General features: G+C 67.4%; 24 protein-coding genes. 8 read left to right on the plus strand and 16 right to left on the minus strand.

The features are described from left to right. Positions 1-18: 18 nt before the first annotated feature. The 3 genes from ACQP06_RS17820 to ACQP06_RS17830 are packed head-to-tail and all read left to right on the plus strand — an operon-like array spanning position 19 to position 2622. The gene (locus tag ACQP06_RS17820) at positions 19-882 is read left to right on the plus strand and encodes an ABC transporter permease (protein WP_433665677.1); all 864 of its coding nucleotides are present in this window, start codon (positions 19-21) and stop codon (positions 880-882) included. A gap of 2 nt (positions 883-884) precedes the next feature. Continuing rightward, positions 885-1640, plus strand: a complete 756-nt coding sequence (locus ACQP06_RS17825; protein ID WP_433665678.1) for an ABC transporter ATP-binding protein — start codon at positions 885-887, stop codon at positions 1638-1640. A 19-nt stretch (positions 1641-1659) separates the two neighbouring features. Then, on the plus strand, positions 1660-2622 hold the full coding sequence (locus tag ACQP06_RS17830) for an ABC transporter substrate-binding protein (protein ID WP_433665679.1): 963 nt from the start codon (positions 1660-1662) through the stop codon (positions 2620-2622). A gap of 119 nt (positions 2623-2741) precedes the next feature. On the opposite strand, the gene ACQP06_RS17835 is transcribed toward ACQP06_RS17830, so the two are convergent. Together ACQP06_RS17835 and ACQP06_RS17840 are read right to left on the minus strand one after the other, a co-directional pair. After that, on the minus strand, positions 2742-3776 hold the full coding sequence (locus tag ACQP06_RS17835) for a fused (3R)-hydroxyacyl-ACP dehydratase subunits HadA/HadB (RefSeq protein ID WP_433665680.1): 1035 nt from the start codon (positions 3774-3776) through the stop codon (positions 2742-2744). Between the two features lie 95 nt (positions 3777-3871). Beyond that, on the minus strand, positions 3872-4516 hold the full coding sequence (locus tag ACQP06_RS17840) for a hypothetical protein (protein ID WP_433665681.1): 645 nt from the start codon (positions 4514-4516) through the stop codon (positions 3872-3874). Positions 4517-4774: 258 nt separating this feature from the next. On the opposite strand from ACQP06_RS17840, the gene ACQP06_RS17845 reads away from it, so the two are divergent. The 3 genes from ACQP06_RS17845 to ACQP06_RS17855 all read left to right on the plus strand — a co-directional run bounded on the left by ACQP06_RS17845 (position 4775) and on the right by ACQP06_RS17855 (position 7245). Then, complete coding sequence (locus ACQP06_RS17845; RefSeq protein ID WP_433665682.1) at positions 4775-5329, plus strand: carboxymuconolactone decarboxylase family protein; 555 nt, start codon at positions 4775-4777, stop codon at positions 5327-5329. An 83-nt stretch (positions 5330-5412) separates the two neighbouring features. After that, positions 5413-6240, plus strand: a complete 828-nt coding sequence (locus ACQP06_RS17850) for an alpha/beta fold hydrolase (protein WP_433665683.1) — start codon at positions 5413-5415, stop codon at positions 6238-6240. Between the two features lie 162 nt (positions 6241-6402). Next, the gene (locus ACQP06_RS17855) at positions 6403-7245 is read left to right on the plus strand and encodes an SDR family NAD(P)-dependent oxidoreductase (RefSeq protein ID WP_433665684.1); all 843 of its coding nucleotides are present in this window, start codon (positions 6403-6405) and stop codon (positions 7243-7245) included. Between the two features lie 11 nt (positions 7246-7256). Here ACQP06_RS17855 and ACQP06_RS17860 read toward each other — a convergent pair whose 3' ends face one another. After that, positions 7257-7538, minus strand: a complete 282-nt coding sequence (locus ACQP06_RS17860; RefSeq protein WP_379279832.1) for a hypothetical protein — start codon at positions 7536-7538, stop codon at positions 7257-7259. A gap of 291 nt (positions 7539-7829) precedes the next feature. Here ACQP06_RS17860 and ACQP06_RS17865 point away from each other — a divergent pair, with 291 nt between their 5' ends. Further along, entirely contained in the window at positions 7830-8546 is a 717-nt protein-coding gene (locus tag ACQP06_RS17865; protein ID WP_433673351.1) for a VIT1/CCC1 transporter family protein, read from the plus strand. A 9-nt stretch (positions 8547-8555) separates the two neighbouring features. Here ACQP06_RS17865 and ACQP06_RS17870 read toward each other — a convergent pair whose 3' ends face one another. Further along, complete coding sequence (locus ACQP06_RS17870; RefSeq protein WP_433665685.1) at positions 8556-9266, minus strand: SDR family NAD(P)-dependent oxidoreductase; 711 nt, start codon at positions 9264-9266, stop codon at positions 8556-8558. A 159-nt stretch (positions 9267-9425) separates the two neighbouring features. On the opposite strand from ACQP06_RS17870, the gene ACQP06_RS17875 reads away from it, so the two are divergent. After that, positions 9426-10892 (plus strand): FAD-dependent oxidoreductase, encoded by a 1467-nt coding sequence (locus tag ACQP06_RS17875; RefSeq protein ID WP_433665686.1) that lies wholly within the window; start codon positions 9426-9428, stop codon positions 10890-10892. A 236-nt stretch (positions 10893-11128) separates the two neighbouring features. On the opposite strand, the gene nuoN is transcribed toward ACQP06_RS17875, so the two are convergent. Genes nuoN through ACQP06_RS17935 form a run of 12 tightly spaced genes read right to left on the minus strand, consistent with a single transcriptional unit; the run spans position 11129 to position 26307 of the window. Further along, positions 11129-12742, minus strand: coding sequence for an NADH-quinone oxidoreductase subunit NuoN (nuoN, locus tag ACQP06_RS17880; RefSeq protein ID WP_433665687.1), 1614 nt, complete (start codon positions 12740-12742; stop codon positions 11129-11131). Continuing rightward, complete coding sequence (locus ACQP06_RS17885; RefSeq protein ID WP_433665688.1) at positions 12739-14364, minus strand: NADH-quinone oxidoreductase subunit M; 1626 nt, start codon at positions 14362-14364, stop codon at positions 12739-12741. Before ACQP06_RS17885 ends, nuoN begins: the two co-directional genes overlap by 4 nt. 20 nt (positions 14365-14384) lie before the next feature. Next, positions 14385-16256 carry an NADH-quinone oxidoreductase subunit L gene (nuoL, locus tag ACQP06_RS17890; RefSeq protein WP_433673352.1) on the minus strand — a complete coding sequence of 624 codons (1872 nt, stop codon included), beginning with the start codon at positions 16254-16256 and terminating at the stop codon, positions 14385-14387. Between the two features lie 19 nt (positions 16257-16275). Further along, positions 16276-16575 (minus strand): NADH-quinone oxidoreductase subunit NuoK, encoded by a 300-nt coding sequence (gene nuoK / locus ACQP06_RS17895; RefSeq protein ID WP_357010729.1) that lies wholly within the window; start codon positions 16573-16575, stop codon positions 16276-16278. Beyond that, on the minus strand, positions 16572-17402 hold the full coding sequence (locus ACQP06_RS17900) for an NADH-quinone oxidoreductase subunit J (RefSeq protein WP_433665689.1): 831 nt from the start codon (positions 17400-17402) through the stop codon (positions 16572-16574). Before ACQP06_RS17900 ends, nuoK begins: the two co-directional genes overlap by 4 nt. Next, positions 17399-19162 (minus strand): NADH-quinone oxidoreductase subunit NuoH, encoded by a 1764-nt coding sequence (gene nuoH / locus ACQP06_RS17905; protein WP_433673353.1) that lies wholly within the window; start codon positions 19160-19162, stop codon positions 17399-17401. The genes ACQP06_RS17900 and nuoH overlap by 4 nt, the downstream gene beginning before the upstream one ends. 7 nt (positions 19163-19169) lie before the next feature. Beyond that, positions 19170-21638, minus strand: coding sequence for an NADH-quinone oxidoreductase subunit G (locus ACQP06_RS17910; protein WP_433665690.1), 2469 nt, complete (start codon positions 21636-21638; stop codon positions 19170-19172). Then, positions 21635-22957, minus strand: coding sequence for an NADH-quinone oxidoreductase subunit NuoF (gene nuoF, locus ACQP06_RS17915; protein ID WP_433665691.1), 1323 nt, complete (start codon positions 22955-22957; stop codon positions 21635-21637). Before nuoF ends, ACQP06_RS17910 begins: the two co-directional genes overlap by 4 nt. Continuing rightward, positions 22954-23649, minus strand: a complete 696-nt coding sequence (gene nuoE / locus ACQP06_RS17920; RefSeq protein ID WP_433665692.1) for an NADH-quinone oxidoreductase subunit NuoE — start codon at positions 23647-23649, stop codon at positions 22954-22956. Before nuoE ends, nuoF begins: the two co-directional genes overlap by 4 nt. After that, the gene (gene nuoD / locus ACQP06_RS17925) at positions 23646-24977 is read right to left on the minus strand and encodes an NADH dehydrogenase (quinone) subunit D (protein WP_433665693.1); all 1332 of its coding nucleotides are present in this window, start codon (positions 24975-24977) and stop codon (positions 23646-23648) included. Before nuoD ends, nuoE begins: the two co-directional genes overlap by 4 nt. Further along, positions 24977-25756, minus strand: a complete 780-nt coding sequence (locus ACQP06_RS17930; protein WP_433665694.1) for an NADH-quinone oxidoreductase subunit C — start codon at positions 25754-25756, stop codon at positions 24977-24979. Before ACQP06_RS17930 ends, nuoD begins: the two co-directional genes overlap by 1 nt. After that, entirely contained in the window at positions 25753-26307 is a 555-nt protein-coding gene (locus ACQP06_RS17935) for a NuoB/complex I 20 kDa subunit family protein (RefSeq protein ID WP_433665695.1), read from the minus strand. Before ACQP06_RS17935 ends, ACQP06_RS17930 begins: the two co-directional genes overlap by 4 nt. Positions 26308-26353: the final 46 nt, after the last annotated feature.

The following is a 26353-nucleotide window of genomic DNA, read 5'->3' on the forward strand; positions in this document are numbered from 1 at the left end:
CGAATTCAGGTGAATCCCATGACATCGAGCGTGCACACCACATCGGACCGCCCCGCGGCGCAACCGACCGCCGCGGTGGCGGACGAACCGCGCCGGACGCGGCGGCCGTACCCGCGCTGGTCGCCGCGATGGCGATCGATCGGCGGCACCGCGGCCGGAATCGGATTGGCCGTGCTGGCCTGGTCCCTGGTCGCCGCAGCCGAACCCTTTCCCCGCCAACTGTTTCCGACCGTTCCCCAGATCCTGACGGCCGGGCACACGCTGTGGGCCGAAGGGCTGCTGATCCCCGATCTCACGGCGAGCCTGCGCCGGGCGGTGTTCGGTCTGCTGCTCGGCGCGGCCGCCGGTGTGTTCGCGGCGATCCTCACCGCGAGTACCGGGATCGGGCGGGCCTTGTTGCAGCCGGTGCTGCGCTTGTTGTCGCCGGTGCCGACTATCGGTTTGGTGCCCTTGGCGATTCTCTGGTTCGGCATCGGCGAGAACAGCAAGATCCTGGTGATCGCCCTGGGTGTGTTCGTTCCGGTCTGGATCAACAGCCATTCCGGGTTCTCCGGAACCCCGGCCGATTACCTGCAAGCCGCACGCTGCCTCGGCGCGGGGCGCTGGCAAACGCTGACGCGCGTCGTCATCGCCGAGGGGCTGCCCGATGTGGTGGCCGGTGTGCGGGTCGGCGCGGCCATGGCGTTCGTGCTCATCGTGGTCGCCGAGATGACCGGCACCACGGCGGGTCTCGGATATCGGATCTATCAGGCGCAGCTGTTCTCCCAGGCCGACCGGCTGATCTTCTGCCTGCTGGTGCTCGGGGTCCTGGGTGCGATCGGTGACGCGGTGATCGCGGTGATCAGCGCCCCGGTCCAGCGCTGGGCGCGGGAGGTGAGCTAGCCATGGCGATCGCCACCCGCGACCTGACGGTCCGCTTCCCGAACACCCCGCAGCCCACCCTGCACAACATCGATCTGACCGTTCCGGACGGCTCGTTCACGGTGCTGGTGGGCGCGTCGGGCAGCGGCAAATCGACCCTGCTGCACTGCCTGGCCGGGCTCATCACCCCTACCTCGGGCACCATCACCGACGACGGCGTGCCGGTGCTCGCCCCCGACCCGCGCCGCGGTGTCGCGTTCCAGCGGGACGTGCTGTTCCCGTGGCTGAGCGTGGCGGGCAATATCGACTTCGCGCTGCGCGCCCATAGGGTGCCGGTTCGCCTGCGCGGCAATCGGATCGACGAGCTGCTCGACCTGGTCGGACTGCCCGCGGACGTGCGGCGCAAGCGGCCCGCCCAGTTGTCGGGCGGGATGCGTCAACGCGTCGGGATCGCACGGATGCTCGCGGGCGAGCCCGAGATCATGCTCATGGACGAGCCGTTCGCGGCGCTGGATGCGCTGACCCGGCTCAATATGCAGGACCTGCTCATCGATCTGTGGACCCGGCTGCAACGCACCGTCGTCTTCGTCACCCACGACGTCGACGAGGCGATCCGGTTGTCCGACACCATCAGCGTGCTCGCGGGCGGGCGGATCACCGATCAGATCCCCAACCCGCTGTCCCGGCCCCGGCCCGCGGACGCTCTGGCCGATCAGCCCGGCTACAGCGAACTGCGCCGGCGGCTCCACCACGAACTCGGTATCCAGCACGCGATTTGAAGAGAAGAAGAGAACAGTCGTGAAGAAACTCCTCCGCCCCCTGACCACCGCCCTCGCCGTACTCGCGCTGGCCCTGCCGCTGACCGCGTGCGGGTCCTCCGATGATTCCGACCCGAAAACCCTCACCGTCGGATTCGTGGTCGACCCGTCGTGGGCGCAGATTCCGGTCGCCCAGCAGGCCGGACTGTTCACCAAGCACGACGTGAAGGTGAAGGTCGTCAACTTCTCGACCGGTGTGGAGGCGTTGCAGGCGCTCGCCGCCCACCAGGTCGACATCGCCACCGCCGCCGATGTGCCCACTTCGGCCACGCTGACCCGATCGCCCGCACTGCGCGTGGTCGGGGACGGATCGCGGTGGCAGGGTTCGCGGATCATCGCCCGGCGCAGCGCCGGGATCACCTCGGTCGCGAACCTGGCCGGGCATTCGATCGGCACACCGTTGGGCACCAGCGCCGCCTACTTCGCGTCGAATGTGCTCTCGCACAACGGCATCTCGGCGAACCTCGTGCAGGTCGCACCGTCCGCGACGCTGACCGCGGCGACCCAGCACAATGTCGACGCCGTCTCGATCTTCCAGCCCTACCAGGCCCAGGTCGCCGAATCCCTGGGTGATGACGCCGTCGAGCTCACCGGCAGCACCTACAACCAGCACAGCCTGTACCTGGCGACCGATACCGCCATCGCGTCGAAATCGGCTGCGCTGACGGCGTTCTTCGCCGCACTGGGGGACGCCGGGACCCAACTCACCGCCCGCTCCGACGACGCGGTGTCCGCGGTCGCCACCGCCACCCAGCTGAGCCCGGCGTTGATCAAGAAGATCCTGCCCGAATTCGACTACACCCTGCAGTTGCGGCCGGAGCTCGCCGATACCCTCGCCGAGCTGGGGACCTGGGCCAAGGACCAAGGGAAGGTTGACCGTTCGACGCCGCTGCCGGACTACAAGACCATGCTCGACGCCGGATTCGTCACCCGCGGCAACTGACCGGTCAGAGTGCGGCGGTGTCGCGCGAAAGTGTTCTCATGGCAATCGGATTCGCCGCGATCGCCGGCGGCATCCAGGTGGTGTCGCGGCCGGCCGCGACACCACCTGGAACGTCGTGGCTAGGCGAGTCGGACGTCGGCGGTGGCGAGACCGAAGATCTTGCGCCCCGCCGCCTTCGCGACGATGACGACCACGGCCGTCCGGGTCTCGGGATCGAGCGACTTGATGCGGCCGGTGAATTCGACGACGCCCGCCGTGGCGGCTTCGATCACCGTGTAGTTCGACAGCCGGACTCCGTAGCGGAGCATGGCGCCCGGGTCGCCGAGCCAGCCGGTCACGAATCCCGCGCCTAAGCCCATGGTGAGCATGCCGTGCGCGATCACGTCGGGAAGGCCCGCGAGCGTGGCGATCTCGGGATGCCAGTGGATCGGATTCACGTCACCGGAGACCCCGGCGTAGTTGACCAGGTCGCCGCGCGTGAGGGTCACGGTCCGAGGGGGAAGCTCGTCACCGACCGCGACGTCCTCGAATCGCACCGACGTGAGCGGGGTCCGCAGGCGCGACACCGGAGAATGCCGTGCGTCGTCACCCGGCTCCGGCACGCGGCCCGCGTCGGCGGCAGCGGCGGGCGTCGATTCGAGCCCGCTCATCATGACCCGGTCGATCGTGGCGCTGATGTCGGCGTTGACGTCCTCGCCGGTCAGCCCCACGACGGTGGTGTGCATGACCTGCATGATGTCACCGGCCATGTCGCTGAACGTGTTCGTGATGGTGAGCAGATCCTTGCCGCCGATCCGGCGCACCGAGGACAACTCGACATCGCTGACCAACCGCTCGCCGGTCACCACCGGCTTGTACATCTCGAAGACCTGATCGGTCTGCACGATCACGTCGTAGCCTTCGAGCACGGTCTCCAGCAGCTTGCGATTGGCCAGCATCGCCGCGGTGGAGATGAACGTGGTCGGGGCGATCAGCCCGGCGTATCCGAGCCCCCGGGCGGCGTCCTCACTCCAGTGCGCGGGGTGGAAGTCCTGGACCGCTCGCGCGTACTCCCGGATCTTCTCCCTGCCCACCTCGTAGTAGTCGTCCAGGCGGTAGTGATGCCCCACCAGACCAGCTACGTCGAACGTCGCCTCCACCAAGCCCTCCTCCATCCGGATTCCTTCCACACGGTAACCGGTGGCGGTCCACCGACATCATGAGTGAAACGACACCTTCTCACACGATTCGGCACCCGTGGCGGAAAACATCAGAAGGGGTACTCCGCACACAACTGCCCTGAGAAACTACGGACGGCATGTTCCCGCATCCGCCGCCCGTACACCGCATCCGAGCTCAGATCCGTATAGGTCTCGAACTCGCACTGGACGAATCCTGCCACCTCCGCCACGTATACATCGAAGCCCGGGTACATCAGGCCCGCGTACGGCATGTCGTCGACATCCAGAGCGAGCACAGGGTACTCGCCCAGCGAATCGGCCGCGCCCACCGCCAGCACCCGCCGCGAGTCCGACCCACCCGGCAGCAGGAAACACTCCGAAAAGCGTTCTGCCAGTCCCTCGAAGGTCTCACCCCAGGGCTGCCCCAGCTCATCGCCGACCAGCTCGTCCAACGGCCGCGGCGCGAATCCGCCGTCTTCCGCGAACCATCCGCAACGCTCGAACAAGGTGGTATCGAACGCAAGCCACTCCCGAAGGCTCGGCGACAGCGGCCGCCCGGACGGAAATACCGCCGCGGCCAACGCTTCCTTATCCATGGGCCGCGGCTCACCCGCCACCCACGGCGTGTAGCCGACCCACGCAACAGGCTCGAACATCGCCCGCCCGGGCTCGGTCCGCACCGACTCGATCACCCGCCGAGTCAAGCCAACCCCGTGCCGCACCTCTTCAGTCATGGCGCGCAAGCTAACAGGACGGTCCGACGAAATCACCTGCCATCAACGGTGATCCGTCGTTCCCGTGGGTCACACCACAGGAACCGGGGGAGTGGCGATGGCGGGTAGGCGCAAGCTGGTGCGGCATCCGGTGGGAAGTGTCGCGGGCGGTAGATGTAGATCACTGAAATCGGACACGCCTTGCTACTACAAGGCGTCGCAGGATCGGCCTAGGCTGATACGCAGGGAAGATCCCGCGAAACGCCATGGGGAGGCATCATGCGCGCAATTGCCCGAATCACTAAATACGTCAAGGCCATCGGTCGAGCTCGCAAGAATCAGACCGATCTGTTCGGCTGGCTCCTCCGGCGGCCACAGCTACTGATCAGCACCCTGCTCCACGAGACGATGCTGCTGTTCTCCAACAAACTCGACCCGACCCTCAAGGAGCTGGCCGAACTCAAGACCGCGGCACTGGTCAACTGCCAGTTCTGTCTCGACATAGGCTCCACGCTGGCCCACTTCGGCGGGCTGACCGAAGCACAGGTCAGCGACCTGCCGACCTATCAGGACAGCGATGCCTACAGCGACACCGAGAAACTGGTGATCGCCTTCGCCGAGGCCATGACGGTTACACCGACCTCCCTGGATCTCGACCACCTGCGCACCCAGCTGCTGAGCCGGATGAACAAGTCCCAGTTGACCGAACTGACCGCCGCCATCGCGTGGGAGAACCAGCGGGCGCGGCTGAACCAGGCGCTGGGTGTGCGCCCGCTCGGCACGGCCGAGGGTGTCGCCTGCGCGCTGCCCGAATCCCGGCGGCAGGTCGGCTGAGGCTCTTCTGTTCTCGCGGCGATGAATTCGGCGCGGTCGTACCGTCAATTCAGGTGTCCCGTTCCGAGCCACTTGGAGAGACCATGACCTCGACCGCACCTATCACCTCCGGAACCGTCGCGGTGCCCGACGGCACCATCTACTACGAAGTCCGCGGCAGCGGCCCGCTGATCGCATTGGTCGGCGCCCCGATGGACTCCGGCCCCTTCGGCGCGCTGGCCGAACTGCTCGCCTCCGACCACACCGTCCTGTGCCCCGACCCGCGCGGCCACGGGCGCAGCACCGTGACCGACCCCGACAAGGACTCGACGCCGGAGCTGCGCGCCGACGACCTGGCCCGGGTGATCACCCACATCGGTCAGGGCCCGGCCGTGGTGATCGGATCCAGCGGCGGCGCGATCACCGGCCTGGCGCTCGCCATCGACCGGCCCGAGCTGGTGTCGACGCTCATCGCGCACGAGCCGCCGCTGCGTGAACTGCTCGACAACCGGGACGAATTGCGGGCGCGGACCGACGAGATCGTGGACGTGTACAACACCGGTGACGTGATCGGCGCGATGCGCAAGTTCGGTGAGATGTCCGGTCTGTACATGCCGGAGGAGATGCTGCAGCAGATGTTCGGCGGCGAGCGGGACCCGCGGGCCATCGCCTCCGACGACTTCTTCTACCGCCACGAACTGCACACCACCTCCGGCTGGCAGCCCGCCCTGGACGCGCTGCGCGCCACCCCGACGACGATCCTCATCGGCATCGGCGACGAGTCCGCCGACCTGTTCTGCGATCGCACCTCGCGCGCCCTGGGTGCCGAGCTGGGCATCGAGCCGACTCTCTTCCCAGGCGGCCACGCCGGGTTCATGGAACAGCCCGATGCGTTCGCCAAGAGAGTTCGCGAGGTCATCGAGGCCGACTAGCGGGTTCATTGACGGCCATGTGCCGAGCTCGAGGGCCGGCGCATGGCCGTCGCTGATTGACAGCGAACTGCCCCCGTCGTAATTTACCGATTAGTCAATTCGTGTGGGTCGAGATCCAGCTACCCGCATCCGCCGACCTCGCCACCGACGACGGGTACCGCTATGAAGAACTATCTGGCCTCCGCGCTGCTGCAGCCGACGCCCTCGATCCGATCGATCGTCGGCGCGACCAGCACACCGGATCTGCACGGCCGTACCGTGATTCTGACCGGCGCGTCCTCGGGCATCGGCGAAGCGACCGCGCATCTGCTGGCCGACCGCGGCGCGCGGATCCTCGCGGTGGCCCGGGACCGGGAGCGGCTCGAGCAGACCTGCGGGGCGATCACCGCCGACGGCGGCGTCGCCCACCCGATGCCCTGCGATCTCACCGATCCCGACCAGGTCGGCGAGCTGGCGGCCACCGTGCTCGAACATTTCGGCACGCCCGACATCGTGGTCAACAATGCGGGGCGGTCCATTCGACGCAATGCCTTCGACGCCACCGATCGGGCCCACGACTACGAGCGCACCATGGCCGTGAACTACTTCGGGCCCGTTCGCCTGACCCTGGCCCTGCTGCCCGCACTGCGGGAGGCGAACAGCGGCCACATCATCAACATCGGCACCTGGGGCACCACCGCCGGCGTCATGCCCAAGTTCAGTGCCTACCACGCCTCGAAGGCCGCGCTGGCCGCGTTCGGGCGCAGTCTCGGCGCGGAATGCCACGACACCGGAATCGCTGTCACCACAATCGGATTCCCGCTCGTGCGGACGCCGATGATCAGCCCGACCAGTGACTACGACGCCCAGGCCGCGCTGACGCCGGAGCAGGCCGCCGGCTGGGTGCTCACCGCGGTGCGTGACCGTCCGGTCGAGCTGTATCCCACGTATGCCGCGGCCTTGCGGCTGCTGTCCACGGTGTCGCCGCGACTGGCGGACAGTTTGGTGCGCGCGGCAGGCATCTGACGCACTCCGGATCATTCCACCGGCGGAATCGCCCAGCGCGCGTAGGTGTTTTCGGGGCTCACCGTGATGATGTCGGCGACCTGGACGATGTCATCGGGGATGTGGCCGTCGAAGTGCGCGAGGCTCGGGATGATCACCGCGTCGGCCTCCATGCGGGAGACCAGGGTGCGGACCCGGACCAACGGCCGATCGGTCTCGGGACCGAAGACCACCGTCTTGCACAGGTCATAGCCGAGCCGACGAGCCAGATGCTGGATCTGAGCCTCGTCCCACTGCTGCTGTGCCCCCGACACATCGTGCCGGAGGTATCCGATCGCTGACGGTTGTGGCCGCATCCTGCCGCTCTCTTACCCGATCCGCTTGGCACCGAAGACAACGCTACGGCCAACCCGCGTCGCGCATGGCCCGAATCCACCGAGAATCTGCTTGTCGCAAACGTGTCGCGATCGCCGTGTCGCGGATCACCCGGGGTGTAGACCACTCCGAAAGCCCTTGATATGCAATGCATTACCTAATTTCGGTGAGCCTTTCTTTGCTGGCGGCAAACGTTGTGAACTACTACCGTTCCCCTGGTGAGGGACGAAATGACCGGTTCGGTGGCGCTCGCGCATCCCGCCGAACCGCATGCGACAGGATTGGCCACTCGTCTGAATTGGCTGCGTGCGGGCGTTTTGGGCGCGAACGACGGAATCGTCTCCGTCGCGGGCATTGTCGTCGGTGTCGCGGCCGCGACGAGCAACAGCACCGCGATTCTGACCGCGGGCGTGGCCGGACTCACCGCGGGTGCGGTGTCGATGGCCCTCGGCGAGTACGTCTCCGTCAGCACCCAACGCGACAGCGAACGCGCCCTGCTGGAAACCGAACGCCGCGAATTGGCCGAACAACCCGAAGCCGAGCTCGCCGAACTGGCCGCCATCTACCGAGCCAAGGGCCTGTCTCCGGCCACCGCGCAGGCTGTGGCCGAAGAACTCACCGCCGCAGACGCATTCACCGCCCACGCCGAGGCCGAACTCGGCATCGACCCCGACGACCTCACCAACCCCCTCCACGCGGCCCTCTCCTCGGCCCTGTCCTTCACCCTCGGCGCACTGCTCCCGCTCCTGGCAATCCTGACGCCCCATGCGATCCGGGTTCCCCTCACCATGGGCGCGGTCCTGGCCGCCTTGGCCCTGACCGGCGCGGTGGGCGCGCGCCTCGGACAGGCTCCCGTCGCCCGCGCGACCATCCGCGTCCTCGCCGGCGGCGCACTGGCGATGGTCACCACCTACGCCATCGGCCACATCGTCGGAATCACCATCTGACCCACCCGATCACCAGGCCAGCGGGCCCTGCGCGTCGAAGAACCCACCCGTCGGCCCGTCCGCCCCGATCTGCGCCATCCGCACGATGATCTCCGCCGCCTCCCGCACCGTCTGATGCCCGAGGTTGTGGTTCAGATCGGTACTGGTGAATCCCGGTTCCACCGAATTGATCCGAATACGCGGAAAAGCCTTGGCGTACTGAATCGTCAGCACATTCACCGCGGTCTTCGACGCCGGATACGCGACTCCCGGATACCGATTGACCATATCCCCTTCCGACGCGAGCCTGTGCAACGACGCGAGCCCGCTACTCACGTTCACCACGACCGGCACATCCGCCTTCTCCAGCAACGGCAGGAAGGCTTCCAATACCCGAACCGTCCCGAAAACATTGGTCTCGAACGTCTCCCGCATGATCTCGGCAGTCATCTCCCCAGCCCCCAACACACCCCCGTCCGCACTCATCTCCGCCTGAATCCCGGCATTGTTGATGAGCACGTCCAGCCCACCCTCGGCTTCGATCTCCGCTGCGGCCGCGCGCACGGACTCATCATCGGTGATATCGATCCGAACAGCCCGCGCCCCAACCGCTTCCGCCGCCGCCAGCCCCCGCCCGGCATCCCGGCTCCCGAGATACACCGTATGCCCGTCCTCCACGAGCCGCCGCGCCGCCTCGAACCCGATTCCCTTATTGGCACCCGTAATCAGAATTCTGCTCATGCCCCAAACCTAGAATCTGGAGCGCACTCCAAGTCAACCGTTTATCCAGCCTTCGACCGGCCCGTTCCACAACTGCCGATCGTCGTTGGATCGAGACCGTAGGACTCGTTGACATCCAGGATCGGCGGTGGTTCCATCAGCAATAGCAGGGAGTTAGCTATGGATACTTCCGACTACGGGTCAGTTCCCACCCGGACGTGCGACGTATGCGTCGTCGGGGCGGGGATCGCGGGGCTCAACGCGATGTTCGTCGCGAGCCGGTATCTGCGGGCCGACCAGACCATCGCGCTCGTGGATCGGCATCCGGGGGTCGGCGGCATGTGGGTCGACGCGTATCCCTACGTCCGGCTGCACCAGCCCCATCCGCTGTTCACGGTCGGCGACATCAAGTGGACGCTGCGGAAGGAACCTTCCTACCTTGCGACGCGGACCGAGGTGATCGAGCATTTCGAGCACTGTCTGCGAGTCATCGGTGAACGGGTGCGCGTCGCGGAGTACTTCGGCTGCGATTACGTGTCCCATGAGGAAGCCGCCGACGGTGTGCATGTCACCTGCACGCAATCGGACGGGTCGCCGCTGATCATCAAGGCGGACAAGCTGATCAAGGCGTTCGGCATGAATGTGGTGCCGATGGAACCGTTGCAGGTATCCAGCGACCGTGTTCGCTCGGTGTCACCCAACTACTGCGACGTGCGTAGCGATGAAATAGCGAGCAGTGACGCTCCGGTGTGGATCATCGGCGGCGGCAAAACCGCCATGGACACCGCCGCGGCGCTCATCACGAACCGCCCCGACCGGCAGGTGAACCTGGTCGCCGGGCCCGGCACCCTCTTCGTCAATCGCGATCGGATCGTGCCGCCGGGGATCCGCCGGTGGTGGGGCGGCGTCATGCCGAACCGGCTCTTCATCGACATCGCACGCCATTTCGACGGCACCAACGAGGCCGCGGTCCAGGCCTGGCTGATGGCCACCGCCGGATTGTCGGTCACCCCGCAGGCCGATGGCTTCTTCGTGGGCCTGCTGTCGGAATCGGAGCAGCGGACCATCCGCGAGGGCCTGCACTCCGTCGTCATGGACCACCTCCGCGACGCCGTCGACCATAACGGCTCGGTCGAGCTGGAGTTCCGTAGCGGCGAGACCAAGGCCATCCCGCCCGGCAGCTGGATCATCAACTGCACCGGCTACCTGCTGCATGCGAACACCCCCTACGAGCCGTACCGATCGCCCAGCGGTTCCGTGCTATCGGTCCAAACCCGTTCCTCGACATTCGGATTCCAATCCTTCGCCGGCTACTTCCTCACCCACCTCATGTTCCGGAACAAACTCCGCGACTTGCCCCTCTACGCCGCCGACGCGGACGACATGCGAACCAAGACACGCATCGCCAGCGTCATTTCCTACGCCGGCCTCACCCTGCACCTGTACAATCTGAGCCTCGTCTACGACGCGCTAGGCCCCTCGGCCTTGCTGCACTGCGGCCTCGACTACGACCGCTGGTACCCACCCCACCGGCGCCTCACCGACACCGCCCACTTCCTCCGAACCCACCACCGCGACGAGGAGCACTTCCGCCACACCCTCGACACCGTCCGCGACCGCTTCGACGTCCGATGCGGACCGGTGTAACCGAAACGCCCTATCCTGCGAAAAGCACGGCGGCAGCGAGTGTTCCGCGAGCTTCTGTTCGTTTTTCGAATTTGGACACTGAGAAGTCCCCCGGTTCAGGAGGCGTAGCGGTCCCGAGGCTATCGACTGTGAAGCGATCGCATGTCAGATTGTGTGCCCCGATTCTTGGGGCGACTGGAAGCCGTTGGGCCCGCTGCGAAATTCGCGGCGGGCCCAACGGCTTGTCTGTGTTCGGGTCAGTGAGTGAGGGATGCCGCGTTCTTGGCGAGGTCGAGGAGGGGCTGGGGGAAGATGCCGAGGACCAAAGTGGATGCGGCTGTGAGGGCGATGACCGTACTGGTCAGGGTCGGGTAGACGACGGTGGGGGGGTTGGTGGGGGGGTCGGTGAAGAACATCAGGACGATGACGCGGATGTAGAAGAAGGCGGCGATGGCGCTGGAGATGACACCGACGATGACCAGGGTTGCCGCTTCGCCGCCGGTGGCTGCGGCGAAGACGCCGAATTTGGCGATGAAGCCGCTGGTGAGGGGGATGCCGGCGAAGGAGAGAAGGAACAGGGAGAAGGTGGTGGCCAGCCAGGGGGAGCGGCGGCCCATCCCCGCCCAGGCGGGGAGAGCTGTTGCCTCGTCGCCGTTTTCATCGCGGACCAGGCTGACCAGGGCGAAGGCGCCGACGGTGCCGAGGCCGTAGACCGCCAGGTAGAAGAGGGTGGAGGAGATGCCGGCGGTGGTGGCGGAGACGATGGCGGTGAGGATGAAACCGGAATGCGCCACCGAGGAGTACGCGAGCATGCGTTTCATGTCGGTCTGGGTGATGGCGAGGATCGCGCCGACGACCATGGTGACGATGGCGACCGCCGCGAAGACCGGGCGCCAGTCGTTGCGGAGGTTGGGGACAGCGACGTACAGCACGCGCAGCAGGGCACCGACTGCGGCGATCTTGGTGGCGGCGGCCATGAACGCGGTGACCGGGGTCGGCGCGCCCTGATAGACGTCGGGAACCCAGGACTGGAACGGGACCGCGCCGATCTTGAAGAGCAGGCCGACGGCCAGCATGGCGACGCCGATGACGGCCAGGGTGTGCGACTTGCCGTCGTCACGGGCCACCGCGTCGGCGATACCCGCCAGCCGGATGGTTCCCGCGTAGCCGTAGAGCAGTGCCATTCCGTAGAGGAAGAAGGCCGACGAGAACGCGCCCAGCAGGAAGTATTTCAGCGCGGCCTCCTGGGAGAGGAGACGGCGGCGGCGGGCCAGGCCGCACAGCAGGTACAGCGGCAGCGACAGCACTTCCAGCGCCACGAACATGGTCAGCAGATCGTTCGAGGCGGGGAAGAGCATCAACCCGGCGAGGGCGAACATGGTGAGCGGGAAGACCTCGGTGGTCGCGATTCCCGCCTTGGTGGCGGCGATCTCGTCGAGGCTGCCGGGTGTGGAGGCGGCCTGCGGGGTGAAGGCGTCCACCCCGCCGCGGGAAGCCGTGAGACTCCAGGTGCCGGGTCCTTCGCGGCGCACCGGCATCCGGTCGGCCCGCCGCTCGGCGATGAAGAGCAGTCCGAGAATGCCGACCACCAGGATGGTGCCCTGCAGGAACAGTGAAACCCCGTCGATGGCAACGGCTCCCACCACGGCGGTCGCCCGGACATCGCGCAGTCCGATGACCGCGCCCAGCGCGACCGCCATCCCGCCGAGCCCGAGCACCAGGTGGATCACATAGCGCGACGCGCGCGGCGCGAACGCCTCCACCAGCACCCCGGCGACCGCGACACCGAACACGATCAACATCGGTGACAGGTATCGGTATTCGATGCTCGGTGCCGGGACCGTCGCGGCGAGCAGCAGACCTCCACTCATTTGTGGGCACCTCCGGTGTTCGTCTGGGCGGCTTCCGGCTGCACCGCCGGGGCCGGATTGTGCTGTCCGATGGTGGTGAGGGTGCGGGCGACGGCCGGATCGATCCGGTCCAGCACCGGCTTGGGGTACGCGCCCAGGAACAGCAGGGCGACGATGAGCGGGACCACGACGACCAATTCGCGCGGCAGCAGGTCGTAGAGCCGCTCGTTGCCCTCCTTCACCGGGCCGGTCATCATCCGCTGGTACATCCACAGCACGTACACCGCGGCGAGCACCAGGGCGGAGGCCGCGATCACGGCCGCCACCGGGTAGCGGGTGAATGTGCCGATCAGCACCAGGAATTCGCTGATGAACGGGGCGAGCCCGGGCAGCGACAGCGTGGCCAGGCCGGAGATGAGGAAGGTGCCCGCCAGGATCGGCGCGACCTTCTGGACGCCGCCGAAGTCGGCGATGAACCGGGATCCGCGCCGCGACACCAGGAATCCGGCGATGAGGAACAGCGCGGCGGTGGAGATGCCGTGGTTGATCATGTACAGCGTCGCCCCGGTGCCGCCCTGGGTGGTGAGCGCGAAGATGCCCAGGATGATGAATCCGAAGTGCGAGATCGAGGTGTAGGCGATCAGCCGCATCACATCGGTCTGCCCGATGGCCAGCAGTGCCCCGTACAGGATCCCGATCACCGCGAGCACGCTGATCAGCGGCGCGTATGTCGATGTGGCCGAGGGGAACAGCAGCAGGCAGTAGCGCAGCATGCCGAAGGTCCCGACCTTGTCGACCACCGCCATCATGAGCACCGCGCTGGCGGGGGTGGCCGCCACCGCGGCGTCCGGCAGCCAGGTGTGCAGCGGCCACAGCGGCGCTTTCACCGCGAACGCGAACATGAATCCGAGGAACAGCGCGTTGAGCACCGCGGGCGTCGCCCCGAGCTGCCCGGAGTTGGCGGCCTCCATGACGGTCCGGAAGTCGAAGGTGCCGCCGCCTTGGCTGCCCAGCTTCTCCCGCGCGGTGATGACGTAGAGCCCGATCACCGCCGCCAGCATGATGAGTCCGCCGAACAGGTTGTACAGCAGGAACTTCACTGCGGCCCGCGCCCGCTGCTGACGCAGCGCCATGTCTCCGGTGCGGGGGCCGAAGCCGCCGATGAGGAAGTACATCGGGATCAGCATGACCTCGAAGAACACGTAGAACAGCAGAATGTCCAAGGCGGTGAACGAGACCAGCACCATGGATTCCACGACCAGGGTGAGCGCCACGTAGTAATGCGCGACCCGCGGCCCGGTGCCGACCTCCCGCTCGTCCTGCCAGCCCGCGATCAACAACAGCGGCACCAGTCCGGCGGTCAGCAGGACCAGTACCAGCGCGATCCCGTCGAGGCCGACCGTATAGCCCGCCCCGAAGGCCGGGATCCACTTCCGGTCCTCCACGAATTGGTATTGCGCCCCACCGGTTTCGAACCGTGTGGCCAGCCAGATGCCGATGCCGAGCGTGCCCAGCGAGACGATCAGCGCGAAGGCTCGCACCGCGGCCCGCTGTCCCGCCGGGAACAGCAGCGCGAGTGCCGCCCCGCCGAGCGGCACCGCCCACAGCAGGGTGAGCCAGGGAAAGTCGCTCACGGAGTTCATCGGTGCGTTCGCAAGCTCATTCACAGGAACCTCACCGCCAGCAGGGCGGCGACCACGAGGGCCGCGCCGGTGAACATGGACAGGGCGTAGGAGCGCACGAATCCGGTTTGCACGCGCCGGATCCGGGCCGACAGCCCGCCGATCACCGCGGCCGTGGAGTTGACCAGGCCGTCGATGCCGCGGTTGTCGACGAACACCAGCGACCGGGTCAGGTGTTGGCCGGGACGCATGAACGCGGCCTCGTTGGCGGCGTCGCCGTACAGGTCGCGGCGCGCGGCCTCGACGAGTGGGTTGCCGGCCGGCGCGGTCTCGGCGATCGGGGACTTCGCGTACTGGTCGTAGGCCACCCAGACACCGGCCGCGACCACCGCGAGCGCGAAGAAGGTGATGGCCCAGGCGGGAATCACCGGTTCGCCGTGGTGTTCGCCGACCACGGGGGCCAGCCAGTTGGTGAGCGAGGACCCGTAGGCGAAGATCATGCCGGAGAAGACGGATCCGAAGGCGAGCAGGATCATCGGCCCGGTCATCGAGGCGGGCGCCTCGTGCGGATGCGTGCCTTCGTTCCAGCGGCGCTCACCGAAGAAGGTGAAGATCATGACGCGGGTCATGTAGAACGCGGTGATGCCCGCGCCGCACAGCGCGGCCAGACCGGTGATGATGCCGCCGACGCCCCCGTACGCGAACGCCGCCTCGATGATCCGGTCCTTGGACCAGAATCCCGCGAACGGCGGAACACCCAGGATCGCAAGGTATCCGAGCCCGAAGGTGACGTAGGTGACGGGCAGCAGCTTGCGCAGTCCGCCGTAGCGGCGCATATCGGTTTCGTCGTTCATGGCGTGCATGACCGAGCCCGCGCCGAGGAACAGTCCGGCCTTGAAGAAGCCGTGGGTCAGCAGGTGCATGATCGCGGCCGCGTACCCGACCGGGCCGAGTCCGGCCGCCAGCACCATGTAGCCGATCTGACTCATGGTCGAGGCGGCGAGCGCCTTCTTGATGTCGTCCTTGGCGCAACCGATGATCGCGCCGAACACCAGAGTGACCGCGCCGACGGCCATCACGGCCGCCTGCGCGCCCGGCGCGAGATCGAAGATCGGGTTCGAGCGGGCGATCAGATACACACCCGCGGTGACCATGGTGGCGGCGTGGATGAGCGCCGACACCGGAGTCGGGCCCTCCATGGCGTCCCCGAGCCAGGACTGCAGCGGCACCTGCGCGGACTTGCCGCAGGCCCCGAGCAGCAGCAGAAGCCCGATGGCGGTGAGGGTTCCGGTGCCCGCGTGGCTCGCCGACCCGAACACGGTCTGGAAGTCGATGCTCCCGAAGGTCGCGAACATGACCATGAGCGCGATGGCCAGCCCCATGTCGCCGACCCGGTTGACCACGAACGCCTTCTTGGCCGCCGTCGCGGCGGAGGGCTTGTGGTACCAGAATCCGATCAGCAGGTAGGACGCCAGGCCGACGCCTTCCCAGCCGAGGTACAGCACCAGGTAGTTGCTCGCGAGGACCAGCACCAGCATGGCGGCCAGGAACAGGTTGAGGTAGGCGAAGAATCGCCGCCGTCCCTCGTCACCGTTCATGTACCCGATCGAGTAGATGTGGATCAGCGATCCAACACCGGTGATCAGCAGCGCGAAACACATCGACAGCTGGTCGAGTTTCAGCGCGAAGTCGACCTTCAGCCCGGCCACCGGCACCCACTCGAACAGCGTGTAGTGCACGGCCCGTTCGGAATTCGGCCGGTCCAGCATGTCGGAGAACGCCCACACCGCGACCACGAACGAGGCCAGCGCCAGCGCGGTGCCCGGAATATGGCCCCACGTGTCGCTGATCCGGCCGATCAGCAGCAGGAAGACGGCTCCCGCGAGCGGGAGCGCGGGCATCAGCCACAGCAGCATCTGTACGGTATCCATGTCAGTACCGCAGCAGGTTCGCGTCGTCGACCGAGGTCGAGCGGCGGGCACGGAAGATGCTCATGATGATGGCCAGGCCGACCACGACCTCGGCGGCGGCCACCACCATGGTGAAGAACGCGAAGACCTGACCGTCGAGGTTGCCGTGCGTGCGCGCGAAGGTGACGAAGGCCAGGTTCACGGCGTTGAGCATGAGCTCGATGCACATGAACACCACGATGGCGTTGCGCCGCACCAGGACTCCGGCGGCGCCGATGGTGAACAGCAGGGCCGAGAGGTACAGATAGTTGTCCGGATTCACCGCTGGCCTTCCTCGTGAGTGTCGTCGCCGGGAACGTCGCTGCCGTCGCCGACGGTCAACACGACCGCTTCGGTGTGGGCGCGATTGCGGCGGTGCCGCAGGATGGTGCTGACCGACAGCTCCTCGAAGGAGCCGTCCGGCAGCCGCGCGGGCGCGTCGACGGCATTGTGGCGGGCGTACACGCCGGGCGTGGGCAGCGGCGTCACCCGGGTGCCCGCGCGGAAGCGTTCCTTGGACAGGGTGCGCTGATCGGTGGGCGGCCCGAACCGTTCGCGGTGCGCGAGCACCATGGCGCCGATGGTCGCGGTGATGAGCAGCGCGCCGGTGAGCTCGAACGCCCAGACGTAGCGCACGAAGATGAGTTCGGCCAGCGCCCCGACGCTGTAGTTGCCGCCCAGGCCGGGACCGGTCTCGGCGACGCTCTTGTCGGCCATGCCGCGGGCGATGCCGCCGATGAGCAGCATGCCGAAGCCGATGCCCACCACCACGACCGCGAGCCGCTGCCCGCGCAGCGTCTCCCGCAGCGACTCCGCGGAATCCACGCCGACGAGCATGAGCACGAACAGGAACAGCATCATGACCGCGCCGGTGTAGACGACGATCTGCACGATGCCCAGGAACAGCGCGCTCTGCGCGATGTAGAACGCCGACAGCGTGATCATGGTGGCGGCCAGGCACAGTGCCGAGTGCACGGCCTTGCGCGCGCAGACCATGCCGAGCGCGCCGAGCACCGCCACCACGGCGAGGATCCAGAACTGGACGGCCTCGCCGGTGGAGGTCTGGGTGACGATCTGCTGGGCGGGCTGGGCGATCCGGTCGGTGATCATGATTGGTTGTTCCCTTCCGCTCCGGCGAGTTCGCTTGCCGCGCCGGGAACTTCGCCGCGGTAATAGGAGCCCTCGTCCGCGCCGGGGTACATGGCGTGCGGCGGGGCGACCATGCCCGGCTGCATCGGGGCGAGCAGATCCTGCTTCTCGTAGATCAGCCCGGCGCGGTTGTCGTCGGCCATCTCGTACTCGTTGGTCATGGTGAGCGCCCGGGTCGGGCAGGCCTCGATGCACAGACCACACCCGATGCAGCGCAGGTAGTTGATCTGGTAGACGCGGCCGTAACGCTCACCGGGAGAGAAGCGTTCGTCCTCGGTGTTGTCGGCGCCCTCGACGTAGATGGCGTCGGCGGGACAGGCCCAGGCGCACAGCTCGCAGCCGATGCACTTCTCCAGCCCGTCCGGATGCCGGTTGAGCTGGTGCCGGCCGTGATAGCGCGGCGCGGTCGGGGTCTTGACCTCGGGGTAGAGCTCGGTGTTGGGCTTCTTGAACATCGTCGAGGCGGTGACGACGAATCCGCCCAGCGGGGCCAGCAGATCCGGCTTCGGCGTGGACGCCATCGGCGTCGCGGGCATCGGCGGCACCGGGAAGTCCGAGTACGCCCGTGTCGAATCCGGGTCCGGCGAGGCTTTGGAACGGTCGTAGCCGGCGTGCCCGGCCCGGATCACCAGCGCCAGCAGCACGGCCGCGACCACCAGCCCGCCGATCACCATGCCCGCGGTCTGGATGTGGGTGCCGTTGTTCTGCAGCACCTTCAGGGTCGCGACGAACATGACCCAGGCCAGCGACACCGGGATCAGCAGCTTCCAGCCCAGATTCATGAACTGGTCGTAGCGCAGGCGGGGGAGCGTGCCGCGCAGCCAGATGAACACGAACAGGAACGTCCACACCTTGGCGGTGAACCACAGCATGGGCCACCAGCCGCTGTTCGCGCCCGCCCACAGGCTGATCGGGAACGGCGCGTGCCAGCCGCCGAAGAACAGCGTGGTGGCCAGCGCGGACACGGTCGCCATATTGATGTACTCGGCCATCATGAACATGGCGAACTTGAGCGAGGAGTACTCGGTGTGGAAGCCGCCGACCAGCTCGCCCTCGGCCTCGGGGAGGTCGAAGGGCGCGCGGTTGGTCTCGCCGACCATGGACACCGCGTAGATCAGGAACGAAGGCAACAGCAGGAAGACGTACCAGGTTCCCTCCTGCGCCTTGACGATTCCCGAGGTGGCCATGGTGCCCGAGAGCAGGAACACCGCGGCGAAGCACAGCGCCATGGCGATCTCGTAGGAGATGACCTGCGCGGTGGAGCGCAGCCCGCCCAGCAGCGGATAGGTGGACCCGGACGCCCAGCCCGCGAGCACGATGCCGTAGACGCCGACCGAGGCCATGGCCAGGATGTAGAGCACGCCCACCGGCATATCGGTCAGCTGCAGCATGGTCCGGTGCCCGAAGATGCTGACCTGCGGACCGAACGGGATCACCGCGAACGCCATCACGGCGGGGATCAGCGAGATCACCGGCGCGAGAATGAAGATCGGCTTGTCCACGATGGCCGGGATGATGTCCTCCTTGAGGAGCATCTTCACGCCGTCGGCGATGGACTGCAGCGAGCCGCGCGGCCCGACCCGGTTGGGTCCGACGCGCATCTGCATGAACGCCACGATCTTGCGTTCCGCGTACACCGCCAACATCGGGATGAGCAGCAGGAACACGAAGATCCCGATGGATTTCACCAGTACCAGCCACCACGGATCGTGGCCGAACATACTCAGGTCACTCACGGTGGTCCTCCCGTCGGATACGCACGAGGTGGCCGGGTGTGGTGCCGAGCTGCACCAGCACGTCGGAGCCGGGGGAATTCATGGGCAGCCACACCACGCCGTCGGGCATCTCGGTGATGACCAGGGGCAGGGTGATGTGGCCGTGGTCGGTCGCGGCGGTCACCGGATCACCGGTGGTGGCGCCGATCTCGGCGGCGGTCCGGGCGGACAGCCGCACCACGGGGGTGCGGGCGGTGCCCGCCAGGTTGGGTTCGCCGTCCTGGAGACGACCGCGGTCGATGAGCATGCGCCAGGACGCGAGCACCGCTGTGCCCGAATGGGGTTGGGCCGGTGGATGCGGTCGGTGCACCGGTATCGGGGCCGACGTGCCGTCCCAGACTCCGAGGTCGGCCAGTTCCGCGCGGGCGGCGGCGGCGTCGCGCAGGCCCAGCCGCACCCCCATCTCGTTGGCGATGGCGTCGAGGACCCGGTATTCGGGCATCGGCGCGGCCTCGCGGCGGACGGCGGAATCCCGCAGGGCGGCCTCGAATTGGCGGTGGCGGCCCTCCCAGGTGAGGAAGGTGCCCGCCTTCTCCATGGCCGAGGCGACCGGGAACACGACGTCGGCGCGCTGACTGATGTCGCTGCGACGCAACTCCATCGACACCACGAAGCCCGCCGCGTCGATGGCCTGCAGGGCGGCGTGCGCATCGAGCATGTCGCCGACCTCGACGCCGCCGATGAGTAGTGCGCCCAAACTGGGTGCTGCGGCCAGGATGCCGGCGGTGTCACGGCCGGGCGTGCCCGGCAGTTCGTCCACGTTCCAGGCGTCGCGAACCTGTTTGCGCGCGGCGGGATCGGCGACCGGTCGCCCGCCGGGCAGCAGCACCGGCAGTGCCCCGGCCTCGAGCGCGCCGCGCTCCCCGGCGCGGCGGGGGATCCAGGCCAGCATCGCGCCGGTGTCGTCGGCCAGCCGCGCCACCGCGGACAGGCCGCCCGGAATGCCACCGAGGCGTTCACCGGCGAGGATGAGCGCACCGGGCTCGCGCAGCAGGTCCGCGACCTCGCGCAGCCGGGCGTATCCGGCGGTCAGCTCATCGGTTTCACCGGTCCGGATCGCTTCCAGCACATGCGGTTCCGCGCCCGGTGCGGTCGGCAGCAGGGTGCCGGACAGCTTCTGCAGGCCGCGGGTCACATACGGGGCGAGCGAGTAGATCGGCGTGCCGTTGCGGCGTGCGGCCTTGCGCAGCCGCAGGTACACGATCGGCGATTCCTCTTCCGCCTCGAATCCCACCAGCAGCACGAACGGCGCGCGTTCGAGGGCGGCGTAGTCGACGGTGATGCCCTGCCCGGCCACCCGCGCGGCCAGGAAGTCGGCCTCCTCGGCGGAGTGCTCGCGTGCCCGGAAGTCGATGTCGTTGGTGTTCAACGCGACTCGCGCGAACTTGGAGTACGCGTAGGCGTCCTCCAAGGTCACCCGGCCGCCGACCAGTACGCCCGCCTTGCCGCGAGCCGAGGCCAGGCCACGGGCGGCCGCACCGATGGCCTCCGACCACGACGCGGGCTGAAGGCTGCCATCCCAGCTACGCACCAGCGGCGTGGTGAGCCGGTCGGACTCGGTGAGGTAGGTGAACGCGAAACGGCCCTTGTCGCAGTTCCATTCCTCGTTGACCTGCGGATCGTCACCGGCCAGGCGTCGCATTACCTTGCCGCGCCGGTGATCGGTGCGCTGGGCGCAACCGCTCGCGCAGTGCTCACAGACCGCCGGACTCGACACCAGGTCGAAGGGGCGGGCGCGGAAGCGGTAGGTGCTGCCTGTGAGCGCGCCGACCGGGCAGATCTGCACGGTGTTGCCGGAGAAGTAGGAGTCCAGCGGCTCCCCGGCGGCCGTGCCGACCTGTTGCAGCGCACCGCGTTCCATCAGTTCGATGAACGGGTCACCGGCCACCTGCTGCGAGAACCGGGTACAGCGGGCGCACAGCACGCAGCGCTCCCGGTCCAGCAGGATCGCCGAGGACAGCGGAATCGGCTTGGGGTAGGTGCGCTTCTCACCCTCGAAACGGGATTCGGCACGCCCCGCCGACATGGCCTGGTTCTGCAGCGGGCATTCGCCGCCCTTGTCGCACACCGGGCAGTCGAGGGGGTGATTGATGAGCAGCAGCTCCATTACGCCCTCCTGCGCCTTGGCGGCGACGGGGGAGGAGACCTGGGTGCTGATCACCATGCCCTCGGCCACGGTCTGGGTGCAGGAGGCGACGGGCTTGCGCTGCCCCTCGACCTCCACCAGGCACTGCCGGCAGGCGCCGACCGGGTCGAGCAGCGGATGGTCGCAGAAGCGGGGGATCTGGACGCCGATGAGTTCGGCGGCCCGGATCACCAGGGTTCCTGCGGGCACCGAAACCGGGGTGCCGTCGATGGTCACGGTCACCATGTCGGTGGGGGTCACCCCGCCACCGGTTGTGGAGCTCACTGTCGAGGTCATCGTGCTCCTTGGGTGGCCCAGGCCGTGGTGCGGGCCGGGTCGAACGGGCAGGCGCCGAGGCGGATGTGCTCGGCGTACTCGTCGCGGAAGTACTTCAGGGAGGAGAAGATCGGGCTGGCCGCGCCGTCACCGAGAGCGCAGAAGGACTTGCCGTTGATGTTGTCGGCGATATCGGCCAGCTTGTCCAGGTCGGTCTGGTGGCCCTGGCCGTTCTCCAGGCGTTGCAACAGCTGGACCAGCCAGTAGGTGCCTTCGCGGCAGGGAGTGCACTTGCCGCAGGATTCGTGGGCGTAGAACTCGGTCCAGCGCAGCACCGCCCGCACCACGCAGGTGGTGTCGTCGAAGATCTGCAGCGCCTTGGTGCCGAGCATGGAGCCCGCGGCCGACACGCCCTCGTAGTCGAGGGGGACGTCGATGTGCTCGGCGGTGAACAGCGGGGTCGACGAACCGCCGGGGGTCCAGAACTTCAGGGTGTGCCCCTCGCGGATGCCTCCGGCGTAGGTCAGCAACTCGCGCAACGTGATTCCGAGGGCCGCTTCGTACTGGCCCGGTCGCGTCACGTGACCGGAGAGCGAGTAGAGGGTGAACCCCGGTGACTTCTCGGTGCCGAACGACCGGAACCACTCCACGCCATTGGCGAGGATCAGCGGCACGGACGCAATGGATTCCACATTGTTGACCACGGTCGGGCAGGCGTAGAGGCCGGCCACGGCCGGGAACGGGGGACGCAGACGCGGCTGGCCGCGGCGGCCCTCGAGCGAATCCAGCAGCGCGGTCTCCTCACCGCAGATGTAGGCGCCCGCCCCGGCGTGCACCACGATCTCCAGGTCGAAACCCGAGCCCTGGATATCGCGGCCGAGATAGCCGGCCTCGTAGGCCTGCCGCACCGCGGCCTGCAATCGCCGCAGCACCGACACCACCTCGCCGCGCACGTAGATGAACGCGTGCGAGGCGCGAATGGCGTAGGCCGCGATGATCACGCCCTCGATGAGGGTGTGCGGCGTGGCCAGCATGAGCGGAATGTCCTTGCAGGTGCCGGGTTCCGACTCGTCGGCATTGACCACCAGGTAGTGCGGCTTGGTGACGCCGTCGGGGCCGGGGCCCTGCGGGATGAAACCCCACTTCATGCCGGTCGGGAAGCCCGCGCCGCCGCGGCCGCGCAGGCCGGAGTCCTTGATGGTGGCGATGACCTCGTCCGGCTGCATGCGCAGCGCCTTGGGCAGGGCGCGGTAGCCGCCCTGGCGGCGATAGGACTCCAGGGTCCAGCTGTCCGGATCCGCCCAGTGCTTGGTGAAGACGGGTGTCAAAGCAGTCGTCACCGTGAGCCTCCGTCGGTCGAATCCTGTTCGGCGGCACGCAGACCGGCCAGCGAGGCGGGCCCGGCCACGCCGTCGGTGGCGCCCGGCCGCTGGTCCGGGTAGCCGGCGAGAATGCGGGCGGTCTCGCGGAAGGTGCACGGCGGGATGCCGCTGCGCGAACCCGTCGGCGGCTGCTCACCGCGCAGCGAATCCACCAGCGCCTTGGCCGATTCCGGGGTCTGATTGTCGAAGAACTCCCAGTTCACCATGACAACCGGCGCGTAGTCGCAGGCGGCGTTGCACTCGATGTGCTCGAGGGTGACCATGCCGTCGGCGGTCGTCTCACCGTTCTTGATACCCAGGTGCTGCTTCAGATCGGCGAGGATCTGATCGCCGCCCATGACCGCGCACAGCGTGTTCGTGCAGACACCGACGTGATAGTCGCCGGTGTTCGTACGCCGGTACATGGAATAGAAGGTCGCCACCGCGGTGACCTCGGCATCGGTCAATCCCAGCTGCTCGGCGCAGAATTCGATGCCGGTGCCCGACACGTACCCCTCCACCGATTGCATCAAGTGCAGCATGGGAAGCAGAGCCGAACGTGGGTGCGGGTATCGGGCGATGATCTCGCGAGCCTCCACCTGCAACCGGTCGTGCGCCTCCGGCGGGAACGGAATCGGCCGCGCGGTCAGGTTCAACAGGATCTCTGTCATCGGTCGACACCTCCCATCACCGGGTCGATGGAGGCGACGGAGGCGATCACGTCGGCGACCAAGCCGCCCTCGCACATCGCCGCCACCGCTTGCAGATTCGTGAACGAGGGGTCGCGGTAGTGGACCCGGTACGGGCGGGTGCCGCCGTCGCTGATCATGTGCACGCCCAACTCACCGCGCGGGGACTCCACCGCCACGTACACCTGGCCCGGCGGGACCCGCAGACCCTCGGTCACCAGCTTGAAGTGGTGGATGAGCGATTCCATGGAGGAGCCCATGATCTTGCCGATGTACTTGGGGGAGTTGCCCAGACCGTCCGGCCCGAGCTCCAGGTCGGCGGGCCAGGCAATCTTCTTGTCCTCCACCATGACCGGGCCCGGCCGCAGCTTGTCGAGGCACTGCTCGACGATCTTGACCGATTCCTTCATCTCGTTGACGCGAATCACGTAGCGGCCGTAGCAGTCGCAGCCGGTGTCGGTCTGCACCTCGAACTCGTAGTTCTCGTAGCCGCAGTACGGCTGGGACTTGCGTAGATCGTGCGGCAGACCCGTGGAACGCAGCATCGGACCGGTGATGCCGAGCGCCATGCAGCCCGTCAGATCCAGGTAGCCGACATTGCGGGTGCGGGCCTTCCAGATGGGGTTCTCGTTGAGCAGCATCTCCATGTCCCGCAGGCGGCTCGGCAGCAGGTCCAGCAGCTCGCGGACCTTCTGCACGCCGTCGTCCGGGAGATCCTGGGCCAAGCCGCCCGGGCGGATGTAGGCGTGGTTCATGCGCAGACCGGTGATGGTCTCGAACACGTCGAGGATGAGTTCGCGTTCGCGGAAACCGAACAGCATCGGGGTCAGCGCGCCCAGCTCCATGCCGCCGGTGGCCAGCGCCACCAGATGCGAGGAGATGCGGTTCAGCTCCATGAGCATCACGCGAATGACGTTGACGCGCTCGGGGATCTGATCGGTGATGTCGAGCAGCTTCTCCACCGCCAGGCAGTACGCCGTCTCGTTGAAGAACGGCGACAGGTAATCCATGCGGGTGACGAAGGTGGTGCCCTGCACCCAGCTGCGGTACTCGAGATTCTTCTCGATGCCGGTGTGCAGATAGCCGATGCCGCAGCGCGCCTCGGTGACGGTCTCACCCTCGATCTCGAGAATGAGGCGCAGCACCCCGTGCGTGGAGGGGTGCTGCGGGCCCATGTTCACGACGATGCGTTCCTCGGCGATGCCGTCCAGGGTCGCGGAGATCTCGTCCCAGTCGTTTCCCACCACGGTGACCGAGCGTTCGGGCCGTTCCCGGGGGTCACGACGGGACTTGGTGTCGATGTCGTTCATTAGGAGTAAGTCCTCCGCTCGTCGGGCGGCGGGATGCGCGCGCCCTTGTATTCGACCGGGATTCCGCCGAGCGGATAGTCCTTGCGCTGCGGGTGGCCACGCCAGTCGTCGGGCATGGCGATCCGGGTCAGCGACGGGTGACCGTCGAAGAGGATGCCGAAGAAGTCATAGGTCTCCCGCTCGTGCCAGTCCACCGTCGGGTAGACCGAGTACAGCGAGGGCAGGTGCGGATCGCCGTCCGGCACCGAGACTTCCAGCCGCAGGCGGCGGTTGTGGGTGATCGAATTCAGGTGGTAGAGCGCGTGCAGCTCGCGCCCGGTGTCCTCCGGATAGTGCGCGCCGCTGGCGCCCAGGCACAACTCGAAGCGCAGGGCTTCGTTGTCGCGCAATGTCTTCGCGACCAGCACCAGGTGCTCGCGGCGGATGTGCAGGGTGAGTTCGCCGCGGAACACGACGATCTTCTCCACCGCCTCGTCGAAGGTCTTGGCCAGCGCCAGGCGCAGATGCGCGATGACCTCGTCGAAGACCGGGCCGTAGGGGGCGGGGGTGCCGCCGGGCATGGAGACGGTCTGGACCAGGCGGCCGTAACCGGAGGTGTCGCCGGTGCCGGAGACGCCGAACATGCCCTGCCGCACGCCGATCACATCGTCGGCGGGCGGTGTGGACTCGGCGGCCGGAGACTCGGCGGCAGCGGATTCCGTTGTGTCCGTCGTCTTCTCAGTGGGTTCCACGGCCGCCTCCGGGGGGCTCTCCGTGCCGACAGGTGCATCGAAGCTCATCGCAGCAGCCCCTTCAGCTGAATGGTCGGGGTGCTGGCGAGCGCGGCGGCTTCGGCCGCGCGCACGGCCTCTTCGCGATTGACGCCGAGCGGCATCTCCTGAATCTTCTCGTGCAGCTTCAGGATCGCGTTCAACAACATCTCCGGCCGCGGCGGGCAGCCGGGCAGATAGATGTCGACCGGGACGATGTGGTCGACGCCCTGCACGATGGCGTAGTTGTTGAACATGCCGCCCGAGGATGCGCAGACACCCATGGCCAGCACCCATTTCGGTTCGGTCATCTGGTCGTAGACCTGGCGCAGCACCGGGGCCATCTTCTGGCTCACCCGGCCCGCCACGATCATCAGATCGGCCTGGCGCGGCGAGGCGCGGAACGCCTCCATGCCGAAGCGGGCGATATCGAATCGCCCGCCGCCGGTGGCCATCATCTCGATCGCGCAGCACGCCAAGCCGAACGTCGCCGGCCAGAGCGAACTCTTGCGCAGATAGCCGGCAAAATCTTCCACCGTGCTCAGCAGGAACCCGCTGGGCAGTTTCTCCTCGAGACCCATGTCGGACTACTTCTCCCGGATCGGGACACCCCGCCTCGCACGGGGT

Source organism: Nocardia sp. CA-136227 (genome assembly GCF_050955695.1).
Lineage (GTDB): Bacteria > Actinomycetota > Actinomycetes > Mycobacteriales > Mycobacteriaceae > Nocardia.